A 15822-nucleotide genomic window follows, 5' to 3' on the forward strand; every position below is an offset into this window, starting at 1 on the left:
CCGGGCTCGGCAGGGTTGCCCGGCGAGCGCATCGTCGACCTTCTCGGCAGCCTCGTCACGGCGCGTTTCGAGGCACGCGTAGGCCCCGGGGAAGGCGGCCCCTCATGTGGTGACTTTAAGTAATCTCTGGACTCTTTTCGGTAACTTGACCACAGGATTGAATCCTCCTAGGATCGCAGAGGTGTCGGCGTACCCCGTCCAGCCGACCTCGAATCCGAGCCAGGGGAGTCCTATGAACACGCCACTGACGACCGATCTCGGCATCTTGAGCGCGGTCGGCAACACGCCGCTGGTCCGGCTGCGCGACAGCGGATCCGGTGCCGGTGTCCTCGTGAAACTGGAGTACCTCAATCCGTCCGGGTCGGTGAAGGATCGGATGGCTCTGGCGATCATCGAGGACGCGGAACAGCGCGGTGAGCTGAAGCCGGGGATGACCGTGGTCGAGTACACCGGTGGCAGCACCGGTCCCGCGCTCGCGCTCGCCTGCCGGGCGAAGGGTTACGAGCTGAAGCTGGTGACGTCGAGCTGTTTCACGCCGGAGCGGCTCGCCATGATGTCGGCCTTCGGGGCCGACCTGGAAGTGCTGCCGCGCAAGTCCCCGGACGGGATGACGCAGGAGGATGTCGCCGGCATGACCGACCGGGTGGCCGAACTCGCCGCGCTGCCCGACTACTTCTCCACCGACCAGTTCCACAACCAGGCCATGGTCGAAGGCTACCGCCGGACGCTGGGCCAGGAGATCCTGGAGCAGACGGACGGTCGTCTGGCGGCGTTCTGCACCGGGGTCGGCACCGGGGGCACGTTGATGGGCGTGGCGCTGGCGATCAAGGAGAAGGTGCCCAGCTGCCAGGTGGTGGCGATGGAGCCCGCGAGTTCGCCCGCGCTCTCCCAGGGTGTGGTGGGACCGCACCAGCTGCAGGGTCTCTCGGGCGGCAAGTCTCCGCTGGTGGACCTGAGCGTGATCGACTCCGTGGAGACGGCCGGCGACGAGGAGGCCATCGCGACGGCCGCGGCGCTGGTCAAGACCGACGGCATTCTCGCCGGGATCACGACGGGGGCGAACGTCGTGGTTGCGCGGCGGCTCGCGGAGCGTCTCAAGCCCGAGGACGTGGTCGTGACCATCGCGGTGGACAGCGGCATGAAGTACATGTCCACCGGCATCTTCGGGTAGCCACCCGGATACGGCACGCGCACTCGCCGCCAGGTGTCCTCATCGGACTGTCCGATGGGGACGCTCCAGAACTCCGCGCGGAACTCTGCCGGGACACTGTCCGGTGCAAGGCGGAGCCGTTTTATCTCCTATTCTCCTATGATATGAGGTATCGTAGGCTCATCCGGTCTCCAGGAGGACGCCGATGTCATCCCCGACGATCCCCGGCCATCCGGACTCCTCCGGGCTCGGGCAGGACCCACCCGGGACCGGCGCGGGGGCCTTGCGCGGGACGCGCGTGCTGGACCTGAGCCGGGTGCTGGCCGGTCCGTTCGCCGGGCAGATGCTGGCCGACCACGGCGCCGCCGTCGTCAAGGTCGAATCGCCCGCCGGGGACCAGACCAGGACCTGGGGCCCGCCCTTTCTCCCGGACGGGGGCAGCGCCTACTTCGAGGGTCTCAACCGCAGCAAGTCGAACATCTGCCTCGACCTCAAGAACGAGCAGGCGCGTGTGGTGCTGCTGAAGCTCATCGCGGAGTCCGATGTGGTGATCGAGAACTTCCGGCACGGCACCATGGACGCCTGGGGTCTGGGCTACGAATCCGTCCTGGCCGAACGGTTTCCCCGGCTCGTGTACTGCCGGGTCTCGGGGTTCGGCTCGACCGGCCCGATGGCGGAGCTGCCGGGCTACGACGCCGTGCTGCAGGCCTTCGGTGGCCTGATGAGCGTCAACGGCGAGCCTCAGCGTGACGCGCTGCGCGTCGGAGTGCCCATTGTGGACATCGTCGCGGCGAACCAGGCGTTCAGCGGGATTCTCCTGGCGCTGCACGAAGTTTCGGCTTCGGGACGCGGGCAGCTGGTCGACGTTTCCTTGCTGGACGCGGTCGTCTCCCTGCTCCATCCGCACTCGGCCACCTGGCTGGCCAGCGGGGTGACGCCGGTGCGGATGGGCGCCGCCCACCCGGTCATCGCGCCGTACCAGCTGTTCGCCACCTCGAACGGCCCGCTGTTCATCGCGGCGACGGACAACCGGCAGTTCGCCCGGGTCGCCGAGGTGCTCGGCCGCCCCGAGCTGTCGGCCGACCCGCGGTTTGCCGCCAACAGCGACCGGGTCGCGAATCTCAAGGCCCTGCAAGAGGAAATGGGGCGGCTGCTCGCGGACCGGGACCGCGACGAGCTGGCCCGCGCGCTGCTGGCCGCGGGGATCCCCGCGAGTCCGCTCAACGACGTGGGCGCGGCGTTGCAGTCGGAGCAGGTTCGCGCTCGCGAGATGGTGGTCCGCAGCGGCGACTACACCGGGATCGGGGTGCCTATCAAGCTCGGGGTGAGCGGTTCGCTCGCGCCGCGGCCGCCGGCCGGGATCGGCGCGCACACCGAAGAGGTGCTCGGGGGCGCGGGCTACACCGGAGACGAGATTTCCCGCCTGCGCGGGGCCGGCGCCTTCGGAAAGGCGGACGTGCGATGACCCCGGCCACCGACCTGGCGCAGTTGCGGGCGCGCGTCCGCGCGTTCACCGGCGAATGCCTGGCGGCGGGGGATTTCGTGCCCCGGTGTGACGCCTGGGTGTCCGGCTTCGACCTGGCCTTCAGCAGGGCACTGGGCGAGCGGGGATTGGTCGGCGTCACCTGGCCCGCCGAGTTCGGCGGTGCGGGGATGTCCAGCACGGCGCGCCTGGTCATCACCGAGGAACTGCTGCGGGTGGGGGCTCCGGTTGCCGCCCACTGGATCGGGGAGCGGCAGATCGGTCCCAGCATCCTCCGGTTCGGCTCGCGCGAGCTGCAAGCGGAGTTCCTGCCCGCCATCATGGCCTCGGACGTCTCCTTCTGCCTCGGGATGAGCGAGACCGAGGCGGGCTCGGACCTCGCCGCCGTCCGGACCACGGCGCGACGGGACGGTTCCGGCTGGCGGATCACCGGCGCGAAGGTCTGGACCACCAATGCGCACCACGCCACGCACGCGTACGTGCTCGCCCGGACCAGCCGCGGCGAACTCAAGCACGAGGGATTGACGGAGTTCATCGTCGACCTGAAAGCGCCGGGCGTGACCGTGCGCCCGATCCTCGATCTGGCGGGGGAGCACCATTTCAACGAGATGCTCTTCGACGAGGTCGCGGTACCGGACCGGTGGGTGATCGGCGAGGTCGGCGAGGGCTGGGCGCAAGTCACCGGGCAGCTCTCGTTCGAGCGGGGCGGCAGTGAGCGGTTCCTCAGCACATATCCGCTCCTCGCCGAGACCCTCGGGCACGCGCACCGTTCCGGCGACCGGGCGACCATCGAGCAGGTGGGCGCGCTCGCCGCTCGCGTGACCGCGTTGCGCAGCCTCGCGTGGGACATCGCCGTGTCCATCGACAACGGCGTCGCACCCGTCGCCGACGCCGCGAAGCTGAAATACCTCGGCCCGGCGTTCGAACGCGACGTCTTGACCACGGCGCGCTACGCCCTCGACGTGGGCGGGCCGAGTGACGACGGAACTCTGGAACGGCTGATCGCCGAAGCGCAGGTGGCCGTCCCCGGCATGTCGATCCGGGGCGGCGTGTCGGAAGTGCTGCTCACCCTCGTCGCACGTTCGGAGACCCGCTCGTGAAATGGAATGATGACGTCTACGACGTCGCCGACCAGGTGTTCGCCGAGCGGCGCGGCGCCGCTTCCGAGACGTCGCGAGGCGACGCCGCGCTGTGGCAAGTGCTGCTCGACCTCGGCTGGCCCTATGTCGCGATCGACGAGGACGCCGGTGGGGTCGGCGGGGACCTGACCGACCTGGCGGAGATCGTGCGTGCCGCGGGCCGGCACAACGCCCTCGTCCCGTTGGCCGAGACCTCGGTGGCGGCCTGGATCTTTGCGCACGGCGGTGGTTCCGCGGCCGATCTCGGTGCGGCGGCGGCGATTCTTGCCGGGGATAACCTCACGTGGACCACCTCGGGCGGCGGGGTGGTGGTGAACGGCTCGGTCAAGCGCGTGGCGTGGGCGGGAGCCGTGCCCACGCTCTTGCTCGTCCGGGAGGATTCGGGCACCACCACCGTCGGCGTCGTCAGGCCCGCGGAGGCCGAAGGGCTGTCGATCGTCCTGGGACGTACTCCGGCGGATGAACCGTGTGCGGATCTGCGGTTCGACTCGGTGTGTGTCGCGCAGGACAAGCTGTTCGAAGTACCGCTGACTGCCGCCCGTATTTCCGACCGCGACGGCGTGCTCCGCGCGGCCGCGATTTTCGGCGCGGTGGAGCGGGCCGTCGAGCACGCCGCGCAGCATGTGGCCACCCGGCACCAGTTCGGCCGGCCTTTGGTGAAGCTGCAGGCCGTTCAGCATCTACTGGCCTCGATCATCTGCGAGCGGGACCTGCTCGGCTCCGCGGTGCGGCTGGCCCTCGCGACGGGCGGTGCGCCGGGAGCCACGGCCGCGGCCGCGGCCACCGCGGGACGAGTCGCGCACCGGGTCGCGGCCGTGGCCCACCAGCTGCACGGGGCGATCGGAATCACCCGGGAACACGATCTGCACCTCTCGACCTCGCGGCTGACGACCTGGGCCGAAAGCCCGAGATCCCAGCGTTCCTGGGAATTGCGGCTCGGTGCACTCGCCGTCGCGCCGGACGACGAGGCCCTCTGGGAATTGACCACGAGCGGAAGCGAGCTGAGCACACCGTGAACGCCGGAGCGCACCTCACCTCGCTCGATGACGGAACCCGGATTCTGACGTTGTCGAATCCTGCTAAGCGAAATGCGCTCGACCCGGCGATGTGCGCGGCCCTGGCCACCTCGATCGCCTCGGTCGCGAACGACCGTGCGGCACGCTCGCTGATCGTCACCGGGGAAGGCGACGCGTTCTGTGCCGGGGCCGACCTGCCGGCCATGTTCGGCGACCTCGATCGTCCGGTGCCCGAGATCAGAGCGGGCCTGCGTGAGGCCTACGCGAGCTTTCTGGGCATCCGGGCACTGTCCATTCCGGTCATCGCCGCGGTGACCGGTCCGGCGATCGGTGCCGGTCTCAACATCGCGCTGAGCTGCGACCTCGTCATCGCGAGTCCTACTGCGACTTTCGGCGCCACCTTCGCCAGGATCGGGCTGCACCCCGGCGGAGGCGCGACCGCCTTCCTGGTGGAATCGCTGGGCAGGCAGCGGGCCACCCGGCTCCTCCTCGAAGGCGGCACGCTGAGCGCTCAGGACGCTTTGTCCTGGGGCCTCGTCGAATCCGTGACGGAGGACCCGCTGCGCGAGGCACGGACACTTGCCGCGAAGGTCGCCCTGCTCGAACCCGAGCTGGCGCGCAACATCAAAGAGGCCGTCCGGCTGGCCACCCAGGGACCGCTCGAACCGGTGGTCTCGTTCGAATCCTGGGCACAGGCGGCCAGCGCCAAGGGGGAGCGGGTCGCGGCTGCGGTGGCGAAGTTTCGCAAGCGTGGAGCAGTATCGACCGACGGAAGGGAACGGACATGAGCAGGCTCGCGGGAAAAGTGGCCGTGATTTTCGGCTGTGCCACCGGAATCGGGCGCGCGACGGCGGAGGAGTTCGTCCGCCAGGGCGCCACCGTGTACGGCTCCGACATCGTGGCGAAGCCGGGTGAACTCGGCGAGACCTACCATCACTCGGTAGTCGACGCGACGGACGAATCGAGCGTGGCCGGGTTCGTCGAGAACGTGATCGCCGCACAGGGGCGAGTCGACATCTGCTTCAACAACGTCGGTGCCGGCCTGCAGAAGAAGGTCAGCGAGACTTCGCTGGCGGAATTCGACCATCTCGTGCGCATGAACCTGCGCTCGGTGTTCCTCGGCACCCGGGCGGTCCTGCCGCACATGCTTGCCCAGCAGCGCGGAAGCATCGTCTCCACCTCGTCCAACGGCGGGCTGATGGGCCGTCCCAACGATCCGGTGTACAACGCGACCAAGCACGGTGTCGTCGGGCTGATGAAGTCCGTGGCGGTCGCACACGCGGCCCAGGGTGTACGGGCGAACGCGGTGAACCCCGGCCCGATCGACACCCCCATGCTGCGCGGGGTTCTCCCCGAGGGAGCGGAGCTGGAGGACCCCGAGATGATGCGCCGGATCGTGGCGAGCACCCCGGCCGCGCGCGTTGCCTCGGCCATGGAAGTGGCGAACGCAGTGCTTTTCCTCGCCAGCGACGAGTCGTCGTTCATCAATGGGGTCGCACTCGCGGTCGACGGCGGGAAGGCTGCGGGGGCGCTACTCGCCGACCGCTATCGCCTGGACTTCGACCTCGGAGTGTCCTGAAACCGGCCGGCCGAGCGCCGCGGAGGGCTGTGAAGGGGCCCTTCACGGACTCAGAGTCCGTGAAGGGGCCCTTCACAGACCCGAAATCGGTCGGGCAGCCACGGCTCTCTCTGCTGATCACGGGCCCTCGACCGACGTTGCCGGGACCCTGGACACGGAGTCCGTGAAGGGGGTCCTTCACGGACCTCCGCGGTCTGCGCAGGGCCGCCACGCCGACTTTTCCGGCACCCGAGCGGCGGGCCGGTCAGCTCGCGCTGTCGCTGAGCTGGCGGTGCCACTCGATCATCGCGCGCTCGCCCTTGTCCAGGTATTCGGCCAGCAGTTCGGCTGCTGCGGCGAAATGACCCTGCTCCACGCGGGCGAGGATGGCGCGCCGGTCCTCCTGGAACTCCGAACGCATCTGCAGGGCCTCGCGCACCGAAGAGATGGTCAGCCGCAGCTCGGCCATGAGCTGTTTCATGGTCACCGTGGCCCGCTCGCTGTGGCCGATCGAGATCAAGGCGCTGTGGAAGTCGGTGGTGGCCCGGCTCGACGCCGACCAGTCCCGGTCCGCGATCGCGTCGTCGCCGAGTGTGATCGCGGCGCGCAGGGCGCGGAGTGCCTCGGGGGGCACGGTCTGTGCGGTGCGCACCGTTCCCAGTTCCAGCAGCCGCCGCATCGCGTAGAGATCCCGGATGTCGGCTTCGGTGATGCGTGCGACGAAGATGCCGCGGTTGAGCTCCTGGTTGACCAGGCGCTCGTGCTCCAGCAGCTGGAGGGCTTCGCGGAGGGTGTTGGCCGAGACCCCGATCGACTGGCTCAGCTTCTCGACCCCGATCCGGGCGCCGGGCTGCAGCTCGCCGGCGGTGATCTGCTCGCGCAGCAGGTCGGCCGTGTGCTCCGGGGCGCTCTTGCGCCGGAGCACGGCGGGTGACTGCGAGGTGTTCCTGGGCGGCATCGCGGCGATCCTTTGCGTCCGGAAGATCCTTCAATTCTAGGCTACTTCAGCCCGCAGCGGTACGGCCACAGGGTGGGACGACGGGCGGATCCGGGAGTGGTTGACCGAGACTGTTGAATCATCCTAGAATCTGGAGATCGCAGAATGGGAGTCATGGCCGGAGGTCGTGACATCACTCTTAGGAGCCGCATGATGGAGCAGGGTCCGGCAGGCGAACGGTGGATGCCCGAGGCTCTGCGGCCAGGTGGTGCCGCCGCGACGCGGGGGGCCGGGCGATGAGCGGCCGGCTCGGGATCGGGGTCGATATCGGCGGCACGTTCACCGACATGGTCGTCCTGGACGACAGCGGCATCATCCACGTCGGCAAGGTGCTGACCACGCCGGACGAACCGGCGCGGGCGGTGGAGGACGTGATCCGGCAGACGCTGGGCCGGGCGGGCATCGATCCCGGCGACGTGTCCGGCTTCGTGCACGGCACCACCCTCGTCACGAACGCGTTGATCGAACGCCGCGGCTCGCGCACGGCGCTGCTGTGCACCGCCGGTTTCCGCGACATTCTGGAGATGGCTCGCGAGCACCGGTACGACCTCTACGACCTGATGCTCGAAATGCCCGACCCGCTGGTGCCGAGATGGCTCAGATTCGATGTGCCGGAACGGATCCTGGCCGACGGGTCGGTGCTGCGCGAGCTGGACACCGCCTACGTCGAGCAGCTGGTGACCGAGCTGGTCGACCACGGCGTCGAGGCGGTCGCGATCGCTTTCCTGCACAGCTACCGGAATCCGCGGCACGAACAGGAAGCGCGCCGGATCATCGAACGGATCGCGCCGCATCTGCGCGTCTCCCTCTCCAGTGAGGTCGTCCCGGAGATCCGGGAGTACGAGCGCACTTCGACCACCGTGGCCAACGCCTACGTGCAACGGCTCGTCAAGCGCTACCTCGACGACCTGAAGGAGCGTTCCGCGGCGATCGGGCTCCCTCGCCCGCCGCACATCATGCTCTCCAACGGGGGAGTGGCCACGCTCGACACCGCCGGCGAGTTCCCGGTCCGCATGCTGGAGTCAGGGCCGGCCGGGGGCGCGCTGGCCGCGGCGGCGTTCGGGAAGGCCAGCGGCACGCCGGATCTGATGGCCTTCGACATGGGCGGGACGACCGCGAAGCTGTGCATGATCGAGAACGGCGCGCCGATGGTCGCGCACGACTTCGAGGTCGACCGGATCTACCGGATGAAGCCGGGTTCCGGGATCCCGGTGCGGATCCCGGTGATCGACATGATCGAGATCGGGGTGGGCGGGGGTTCCATCGCGAGGATCGACGCGCTGGGACTGCTCACGGTCGGTCCCGATTCCGCCGGATCCGTGCCGGGGCCTGTGTCGTACGGGCGAGGCGGCACAGAGCCGACGGTGACCGACGCCGACCTGTTGCTCGGCTACCTGGACCCCGCGTATTTCCTCGGCGGCGAAATGGAACTGGACCTCGAAGGCGCTCGGTCGGCCATCCAGAAGCGCATCGCCGACCCGCTGGGCGTGTCGGCCGAGGAGGCCGCGTACGGCATCCACGACAGCGTGAACACCAGCATGGCCAACGCCGCCCGCGTGCACGCCATCGAACAGGGCAAGGATCCGGTGGGGCAACCACTGTTCACGTCGGGTGGTGCCGGGCCGGTCCACGGCGCGGGCGTGGCCCGGGCACTGGGTGCGACCACCGTGATCTGTCCCGCCGGTGCGGGGGTCATCAGCGCGGCCGGGTTCCACACCGCGCCCTTGGCCTTCGATTTCGTGCGCTCCACGCACGCCGCGCTCGACACCATCGACGGGCAGGCGATGCGGCGGGAGTTCGCGGCGATGGAGGCGGACGGCGAGCGGATTCTGCGCGATTCCGGTCTGCGCGGTGACGAGATCTCCCACCGGCATGCGGCCGAGGTCCGGTATGTGGGGCAGGGCTTCGAAATCCTGGTGCCGATCGCCCCGGACTCGGCGGACTGGCGCGTGGAGCTGAAGGAGAACTACCTGCGGCAATACGAGCTGCTCTACCGGCGCCAAGGCCCGGACGTGCCGCTCGAAGTCCTGAGCTGGCGGGTCGTGTCCAGCGGACCGGCGCCCGATCAGTCGCTACGCCGGCCGCAGAACGCGGGCAGCCGGCCCAAGGACGCCCGCAAAGGCACCCGGCCGGCGTACTTTCCCGCGTTGGGCGGGTACCACCCGACGCCGGTCTACGACCGGTATGCGCTCCTGCCCGGGACGCGGGTGAACGGCCCGGCGATCGTCGAGGAACGGGAGTCGACGCTGGTCGTACCGCCCGAATCGGAATGCGTCGTCGAGGACGACGGGACCCTGATCCTCCGGCTGCTTTCCCCCGCCTCTTCCACGTCCCAGGACGGAGCACCCCGATGAATCCCGCCAAGGCACTGGACCCCTTCGTCGTCGGCGCGGTGTCGAGCCGGCTCTCCTCCGTGCTGCAGGAGCAGCAGACCGCGTTGGTCAGCACGGCCTTCAGCTCGATCGTCCGCGAATCACTCGACCTCGCCTGTGCGGTGTTCGACTCGAAGGGCGACATGATCGGCCAGTCGGTCGGGGGCACGCCCGGCCACATCAACGCGATGGCGACCGGCATGCACCACTTCGTGTCGGCCTATCCGCCGGAGACGCTCGAACCCGGCGACGTGCTGTTCACCAATGATCCGTGGATGACCGCCGGCCAGATCAACGACATCTCCGTCGCCACGCCGGTGTTTCGCGACGGCGTGCTGGTCGCGTGGTTCGCGACCTGCTGCCACGCGCCCGACATCGGCGGACGGGTGCTTTCGGCGCAGGCTTCGGAGGTTTTCGAGGAGGGGCTGGCGATCCCGATCATGAAGCTCTTCCGCGCCGGGCGCCCCAACGCCGACATGATCCGCGTGATCCGCCAGAACGTGCGGACCCCGGACGAGACGATCGGCGACCTCTACGCGCAGGCGTCCGCGAACGCTGTCGGCGCGGACAGCCTGCTGCGGCTCATGGACGAATACGACCTGTCCGGCATCGACGACATCGCGGCCGAGATCATGTCCAGATCAGAAGTCGCGCTCCGGCAGGCGATCCGCGCGGTGCCGGACGGCGTCTACCGCGCGGAGATCGAGTGCGACGGATTCGACGGCGAAGGCCTCACGCTCGCGCTCGCCCTCACAGTGGCCGACGGCGAGGTCCACCTGGATTTCTCCGGGTCCTCCCCGGAAAGCAAGAGCGGCGTGAACGTGGTCCTCAACTACACGATGGCGTACTCGTCCTTCGCCATCAAGGCGGCCATCGCACCGGATGTGCCGCACAACGCGGGCTCGTTCCGTCCGGTGTCGATCGAAGCGCCGGAGGGCAGCATCCTGCACTGCCGCCGTCCGGCGCCGGTGGCCTCGCGGCACTCCGTCGGGCACTACCTGCCCAGCCTGATCTTCCGGGCGCTCGCCCAGGTCGTCCCGGACCGGGTCATGGCCGAAAGCGCGGACGCCGTGTGGATGACGGTGTTCCGCGGGAAACGGTCGAGTGCCGGGCCGTTCCTCTTCTCCCACTTCCTCTCCGGGGGCGCCGGCGCGCGCTCGGGCAAGGACGGGCTGTCCACCACGTCGTTTCCGAGCGGCCTGCGTGCCGTGCCGACCGAGGTGTTCGAGAACCTGACGCCGATGGTCCAGCTGCGCCGGGAGCTGCGCACGGACTCGGGCGGCGCCGGTGAATTCCGCGGCGGCCTCGGCCAAGTGACGACCTTTCACAGCCGGGATGTGGACAGCCTGCTGATCAATGCGAACATCGAGCGCACCCGGTTCGCGGCGCGGGGAGCTCTGGGGGGCCGCCCCGGACTTCCGGGATTCTTCGGCGAGGACTCGGGCCGCTCGCTGAAACCCAAGCAAGCGCTGACCGTCGACCCCGCCGTGCCGCTGGAATTCCGTCCACCGGGAGGCGGCGGCTTCGGTGATCCTCGCGCGCGCCTCGCGTCGGCGGTTCTGGCGGATGTCGCCGGTGGCTACGTGAGCCGGGAGGCCGCGCTGTCGGAGTACGGCGTCGTCGTCGAATTCCGGGGCGATCCGAACGCGATCGTCCGGCCGCCCGAAGCGTTCGTCCTCGATGAGGACGCGACGCGGGAGGCCCGGTCGTCATGACCACAGCGGCCCGCACCTGGGGATCAGAGCACGTCGAGTCGATGATTTCGGCCAGCCGCCGCGACGCGGGGGTCATGGCTTCGGGACAGTCGATCAATCTTGCCGTGGGGGAGCCGGATCTGGCGCCTCCCACGGAGGTCGTCGAGAGCCTCAAGCAGGCTCTCGACGCCGGCCACACGCACTATGTCGATCTGGCCGGCGACGAAGAACTCAGAACGGCGATCGCCGCGCTCGAATCCGCGAATTGGGGGAGGGAAGTGCGCCCGGCCGCCGTGCAGGTGACGGCCGGTGCCACGGCCGGGATCGCGGCCACGATCCTGGGCACCACCTCGGTCGGGGACCGGGTGGTCATGCCGGACCCGACCTACAGCCTGTACGCCGACGTCGTCCGGCTCGCCGGTGGGATTCCGGTGCCGGTCGCGTGCCTCCCCAGCCTGCATCTCGATCTGGAGGCCCTCGCTCCGGCGCTCAAGGGGGCACGGTCGTTCGTGTACTGCAGCCCCGTCAATCCCACCGGCGTCGTCTACCACCGGGAAGAACTCGAAGGGGTCGCCCGGCTGCTGGACCCGGGCACGATCGTCATCGACGACGGCGCGTACAGCTCCCTGGTCTACCAGCCACATCGGTATGTTCCTGCGGCAGTGATCCCCGGGTTGGCCGATCGCACGGTGTATTGCCAGACCTTCTCGAAGAAGTTCGCGATGACGGGCTTCCGTGTCGGGTATCTCGTCGCTCCGGAGGAGTTGCTCCCGCCGATCGCCGCCGTTCATCGGACGTTCAACGGATCCGTCAACGCCGCGGTGCAGAAGAGCGCGGTCACGGCGCTCGCGATGGGGCCGTCCTTCGCCGACTTCGCCCTGCGGACCTACCGGCGGCGGCTCGACCTCGTCCAGGAGCTGATGAAGTCCATTCCCGTGCTCGAAGCGGTTCCGCCCGAGGGCGCCTTCTATCTTTTCCCGAAGATCCTGACCGGGCATTCGTCGTCCGACACGGCTCGGCACCTGGCCAGGCACGGCGTGCGCGTCCGGTCCGGCGCGGAGTTCGGCGCCGGGGGAGAGGGCCACCTGCGCATCTCCTACGCCGCGTCCGAGGAATCCCTCGAAGCCGGTTTCGGCCGGATCAAAGCCGCGATGAATCTGCTCGGATAGCAGAGACCGGGAACCGTGTTCGGCAACGCATCGAGAAAGGACCAGGGATGAGCAAGGTGGAGCAGATCAATCCGGAATCGTTCGGCGTCAGCGGGCTGCTGTATTCCCAGGCGACGGTGGCCAACGGCTTCGTCTTCATCGCCGGGCAGGGCGCGGTCGACGAGAACTACCAGGTCATCGCCCCCGGCGACGCCTACCTGCAGGGCAAGAAGATCATCGAGCGGATCCGCGTCATCCTGGCCGAGGTCGGTGCCGGGCTGGAGCACATCGTGTCGGCGACGGTGTTCTTCGCCAGTCTCGACGATGCCGCCGGGTTCAACCGGGCGTGGGTCGAGGAGTTCGGCGACCACCGGCCGGCCCGCGCGGCGCTGGTCAGCCAGATGGTCCTGGACGGATTGGTCGCGGAGGTCATCGCGACCGCGGTCCTTCCTTGAGCGGGCCGATGCTGTTCCAGGACGCGATGTCGGCGGCGCTGGCCGAGCACGGCATCGACACGATCTTCGGTCTGGTCGGCGACGGGAACCTGTTCGTGATGGACAGTTTCCGGCGGCTGCCGGGGACGACCTACGTCGGGGTGGCGAACGAGGCGAGCGCCGTCGAAGCGGCCTCGGGCTACGCCAACGTCACCGGGCGGCTCGGCGTCGCGACGGTCACGCACGGCCCGGCTTTGACGAACACCGTCACCCCGCTCGTCGACGCGGTCAAAGCCAGGCTTCCTTTGCTCCTGCTCGCCGGCGACACCCGGCCGGACGATCACCTGCACGCGCAGAATGTTCCCCAGCGTGAAGTGGTGGCAGCAGCCGGGGCGGGCTTCGAACCCATCCGCGCACCTTCGACGGCGGCCGTCGACCTCGCGACCGCGATCCAGCGGGCGTACGCCGAACTGCGGCCGATCGTGGTGAACATGCCCGCGCATTTTCAGTGGTCCGAGACCGAGTATCTCCGCGCACCCTCGCGTCTGGTCGACGGCAAGGGCGTCCGGCCCGCGGACGACGCGGTCGAGGCCGCGCTGGGTGTCATCGCCGATGCGAACCGTCCTCTGGTGCTGGCCGGTCGCGGCGCGATCGACCCGGCGGCCCGTGCCGCGGTGCTGCGGTTCGCGGCCCGGATCGGTGCACCGGTCGGGACGACCCTCAAGGCACTTGACCTGTTCCGCGGCGAACAGCACAACCTCGGCATCGTCGGGACGCTCGCGCACGAAGTCGCGCAATCGACGGTCGCGGCGGCGGATTGCGTCATCGCGTTCGGCGCGAGTCTCAACCGCTACACCACCGTCAACGGGTCCCTTGCCGAAAAGCGGCGGGTCGTGCAGGTGGATGACGACCGCCGAAGTCTCGGGCGGTATGTCGCCCCGGACGCCGGCGTGCTCGGTGACGCCGCGTGGACGGCTGATGCTTTCGTCAGACTGCTGGACGAGGCCGAGATCAAGGCGACCAGGTTCGCCTCGCCCGAGCTGGCGGCCGAGCTCGCGCGCCCGATCGAAGCCCCGGATCGCAGCGACGGCGGGTATATCGACATCCGCACGGCCCTCCGACGGGTGGAAGAAACCGTCGCCGCGGACCGCACGGTGGTGACCGACAGCGGGCGCTTCGTCTACCACGCGTGGCCCGCCATCAGCGTCCAGAATCCGCGCCACTTCGTGCACACCGCCAACTACGGCTCGATCGGCCTGGGCATGGGCACGGCGATCGGGGCGGCCGTGGGCAGACCGGATCACCCGACCCTTCTGGTGACCGGCGACGGCGGGTTCATGCTGGGCGGCCTGAACGAGTTCAGCACGGCCGTCCGGCACCGGCTCGACCTGATTGTGGTGCTGCTCAACGACGGTTCGTTCGGCGCCGAGCACATCCAGCTCCTCCGGCGCGATCTCGACCCCGGGCTGTCGCTGTTCGACTGGCCCGACTTCGGGCCGGTGGCCGAGGCGCTCGGCGGGCGCGGCCACACCGTCCGCACGCCGGCGGAACTGGACGCGGCCCTGCACCGGCTGCCCGATCGTGATCGCCCGGTGCTGATCGACGTCCACATCGATCCGAACCAGGTGTCGTAACCGGCTTTCCGGGCGATCCAGGCCGCTGCGGCCGGGTACGCGTTGACAGATTCTACGATGATAGGTATCTTCAAGAATCCCGTTATCCGGGTACAGTGTCCCAGGAGTGCGGCAGCGGGGCGATCCTCCCGAGCCGGTGCGGCCCGGCCCCGGATTCCGACGGAACGAGGACGTGACCATGACGACCTTCCCGGCCATGGACCCCGAACTCGCGGCTGCCGCCGCCGGGTTCCCTGACCTCGACATCTCCGGCCCCGCCGGCCTCCTGGCCGCACGCGAGGCCGTCGAAGAGGGGAGCGCCGCGGCGATCGCGGGCTTTTCCTACGACGGCGTCGACGTCCAGGTCGTGGCGGCTCCTGGGCTGGGTGAAGCTCCGGACGTGCCCATCCGCCTGCTGAGGCCGGTGGGCACGCCGGGTCCACTCCCCGTGCTGCTCGCGTTGCACGGTGGTGGCTTCGTGCTGGGCAAAGCGCAGGATTACGAGTACTTCTGCCTGGACGTCGTGCGCGAGCTGGGCATCGCCGTGGCCAATGTGGAGTATCGGCTGGCCCCGGAGACCCCGTTCCCCGGTCCGCTCGACGACTGTTACGCGGCCCTGGAATACGTCTACGCGCGCAGCGAGGAGCTGGGCATCGACCGCACGCGGATCGCCGTCGGGGGATCGAGTGCCGGCGGTGGGCTCGCCGCGGGCACCGTGCTCCGGGCGCGTGACGAAGGCGGCGTCCCGATCGCGTTCCAGTTCCTCGTCAGCCCGGCGCTCGACGACCGCGGCGACACTCCCTCGGCCCGCCGGTTCGCCGACGGCCCGATCGTGACCCGCCGGTTCAGCGAACTCGTCTGGCAGAAGTACCTCGGCCCCGGCTATACCGGCCCCGGTGACACGCGGGTCTCGCCCTACGCCGTGCCGGCCCGTGCCACCGACCTGAGCGGCCTGCCGCCGACCTACCTCGTCGCCATGGAGCTGGATCCGTTGCGCGACGACAACATCCAGTACGCGCTCAGGCTTCTGCAGGCGGAGGTCAGCGTCGAGCTGCATGCCCATCCCGGGACCGTCCACGGGTCCACGGAGCTGGTCACCTCAGCCCGCAGCAGCATCCGAGCGACCCGGGGGATGCTCGATGCCCTGCGTCGAGGCCTGCGGATCGACGCGGAGGCACCGTGATTCGCCGTGCGGGCGGTGCCCGCGCCCTTTTCAGC

Annotated in this window: 13 protein-coding genes; 12 read left to right on the forward strand and 1 reads right to left on the reverse strand. The window is 69.3% G+C overall.

The window, feature by feature from the left end:
* Positions 1–232 precede the first annotated feature (232 nt).
* From ATK36_RS28865 to ATK36_RS28890, 6 genes are all read left to right on the forward strand, one after another.
* Complete coding sequence (locus ATK36_RS28865) at positions 233–1171, forward strand: PLP-dependent cysteine synthase family protein (RefSeq protein ID WP_098514330.1); 939 nt, start codon at positions 233–235, stop codon at positions 1169–1171.
* A gap of 184 nt (positions 1172–1355) precedes the next feature.
* Complete coding sequence (locus ATK36_RS28870) at positions 1356–2615, forward strand: CaiB/BaiF CoA transferase family protein (RefSeq protein ID WP_098514331.1); 1260 nt, start codon at positions 1356–1358, stop codon at positions 2613–2615.
* The gene (locus ATK36_RS28875) at positions 2612–3733 is read left to right on the forward strand and encodes an acyl-CoA dehydrogenase family protein (RefSeq protein ID WP_098514332.1); all 1122 of its coding nucleotides are present in this window, start codon (positions 2612–2614) and stop codon (positions 3731–3733) included. Before ATK36_RS28870 ends, ATK36_RS28875 begins: the two co-directional genes overlap by 4 nt.
* Entirely contained in the window at positions 3730–4788 is a 1059-nt protein-coding gene (locus ATK36_RS28880) for an acyl-CoA dehydrogenase family protein (protein ID WP_098514333.1), read from the forward strand. The genes ATK36_RS28875 and ATK36_RS28880 overlap by 4 nt, the downstream gene beginning before the upstream one ends.
* Positions 4785–5576 (forward strand): enoyl-CoA hydratase-related protein, encoded by a 792-nt coding sequence (locus ATK36_RS28885; protein WP_245915286.1) that lies wholly within the window; start codon positions 4785–4787, stop codon positions 5574–5576. Before ATK36_RS28880 ends, ATK36_RS28885 begins: the two co-directional genes overlap by 4 nt.
* Positions 5573–6367, forward strand: a complete 795-nt coding sequence (locus ATK36_RS28890) for an SDR family NAD(P)-dependent oxidoreductase (RefSeq protein WP_098514334.1) — start codon at positions 5573–5575, stop codon at positions 6365–6367. The genes ATK36_RS28885 and ATK36_RS28890 overlap by 4 nt, the downstream gene beginning before the upstream one ends.
* A gap of 244 nt (positions 6368–6611) precedes the next feature.
* On the opposite strand, the gene ATK36_RS28895 is transcribed toward ATK36_RS28890, so the two are convergent.
* The gene (locus ATK36_RS28895; RefSeq protein WP_098514335.1) at positions 6612–7304 is read right to left on the reverse strand and encodes a GntR family transcriptional regulator; all 693 of its coding nucleotides are present in this window, start codon (positions 7302–7304) and stop codon (positions 6612–6614) included.
* Between the two features lie 275 nt (positions 7305–7579).
* Here ATK36_RS28895 and ATK36_RS28900 point away from each other — a divergent pair, with 275 nt between their 5' ends.
* The 6 genes from ATK36_RS28900 (at position 7580) to ATK36_RS28925 (ending at position 15787) form a co-directional block, all read left to right on the forward strand.
* Positions 7580–9697 carry a hydantoinase/oxoprolinase family protein gene (locus ATK36_RS28900; protein ID WP_098514336.1) on the forward strand — a complete coding sequence of 706 codons (2118 nt, stop codon included), beginning with the start codon at positions 7580–7582 and terminating at the stop codon, positions 9695–9697.
* Positions 9694–11430: a hydantoinase B/oxoprolinase family protein gene (locus ATK36_RS28905; RefSeq protein ID WP_098514337.1), complete on the forward strand. Its 1737-nt coding sequence runs from the start codon at positions 9694–9696 to the stop codon at positions 11428–11430. Before ATK36_RS28900 ends, ATK36_RS28905 begins: the two co-directional genes overlap by 4 nt.
* Entirely contained in the window at positions 11427–12578 is a 1152-nt protein-coding gene (locus ATK36_RS28910; RefSeq protein ID WP_098514338.1) for a pyridoxal phosphate-dependent aminotransferase, read from the forward strand. The genes ATK36_RS28905 and ATK36_RS28910 overlap by 4 nt, the downstream gene beginning before the upstream one ends.
* Before the next feature lie 47 nt (positions 12579–12625).
* A complete protein-coding gene (locus ATK36_RS28915; protein ID WP_098514339.1) occupies positions 12626–13012 on the forward strand; it encodes a RidA family protein in 387 nt (128 codons plus the stop codon).
* Entirely contained in the window at positions 13009–14625 is a 1617-nt protein-coding gene (locus ATK36_RS28920) for a thiamine pyrophosphate-binding protein (RefSeq protein ID WP_211291979.1), read from the forward strand. Before ATK36_RS28915 ends, ATK36_RS28920 begins: the two co-directional genes overlap by 4 nt.
* A gap of 178 nt (positions 14626–14803) precedes the next feature.
* Entirely contained in the window at positions 14804–15787 is a 984-nt protein-coding gene (locus ATK36_RS28925) for an alpha/beta hydrolase (protein ID WP_098515264.1), read from the forward strand.
* Positions 15788–15822: the final 35 nt, after the last annotated feature.

Source organism: Amycolatopsis sulphurea (assembly GCF_002564045.1).
In the GTDB taxonomy this organism is placed as follows: domain Bacteria; phylum Actinomycetota; class Actinomycetes; order Mycobacteriales; family Pseudonocardiaceae; genus Amycolatopsis; species Amycolatopsis sulphurea.

Excerpts from the sequence above, each read along its gene's own strand:
- ATK36_RS28865 (WP_098514330.1), top strand. The coding sequence starts at position 233 with ATGAACACGCCACTGACGACCGATCTCGGCATCTTGAGCGCGGTCGGC.
- ATK36_RS28870 (WP_098514331.1), top strand. The coding sequence starts at position 1,356 with ATGTCATCCCCGACGATCCCCGGCCATCCGGACTCCTCCGGGCTCGGG.
- ATK36_RS28875 (WP_098514332.1), top strand. The coding sequence starts at position 2,612 with ATGACCCCGGCCACCGACCTGGCGCAGTTGCGGGCGCGCGTCCGCGCG.
- ATK36_RS28890 (WP_098514334.1), top strand. The coding sequence starts at position 5,573 with ATGAGCAGGCTCGCGGGAAAAGTGGCCGTGATTTTCGGCTGTGCCACC.
- ATK36_RS28895 (WP_098514335.1), bottom strand. The coding sequence starts at position 7,304 with ATGCCGCCCAGGAACACCTCGCAGTCACCCGCCGTGCTCCGGCGCAAG.
- ATK36_RS28900 (WP_098514336.1), top strand. The coding sequence starts at position 7,580 with ATGAGCGGCCGGCTCGGGATCGGGGTCGATATCGGCGGCACGTTCACC.
- ATK36_RS28905 (WP_098514337.1), top strand. The coding sequence starts at position 9,694 with ATGAATCCCGCCAAGGCACTGGACCCCTTCGTCGTCGGCGCGGTGTCG.
- ATK36_RS28910 (WP_098514338.1), top strand. The coding sequence starts at position 11,427 with ATGACCACAGCGGCCCGCACCTGGGGATCAGAGCACGTCGAGTCGATG.
- ATK36_RS28915 (WP_098514339.1), top strand. The coding sequence starts at position 12,626 with ATGAGCAAGGTGGAGCAGATCAATCCGGAATCGTTCGGCGTCAGCGGG.
- ATK36_RS28925 (WP_098515264.1), top strand. The coding sequence starts at position 14,804 with ATGACGACCTTCCCGGCCATGGACCCCGAACTCGCGGCTGCCGCCGCC.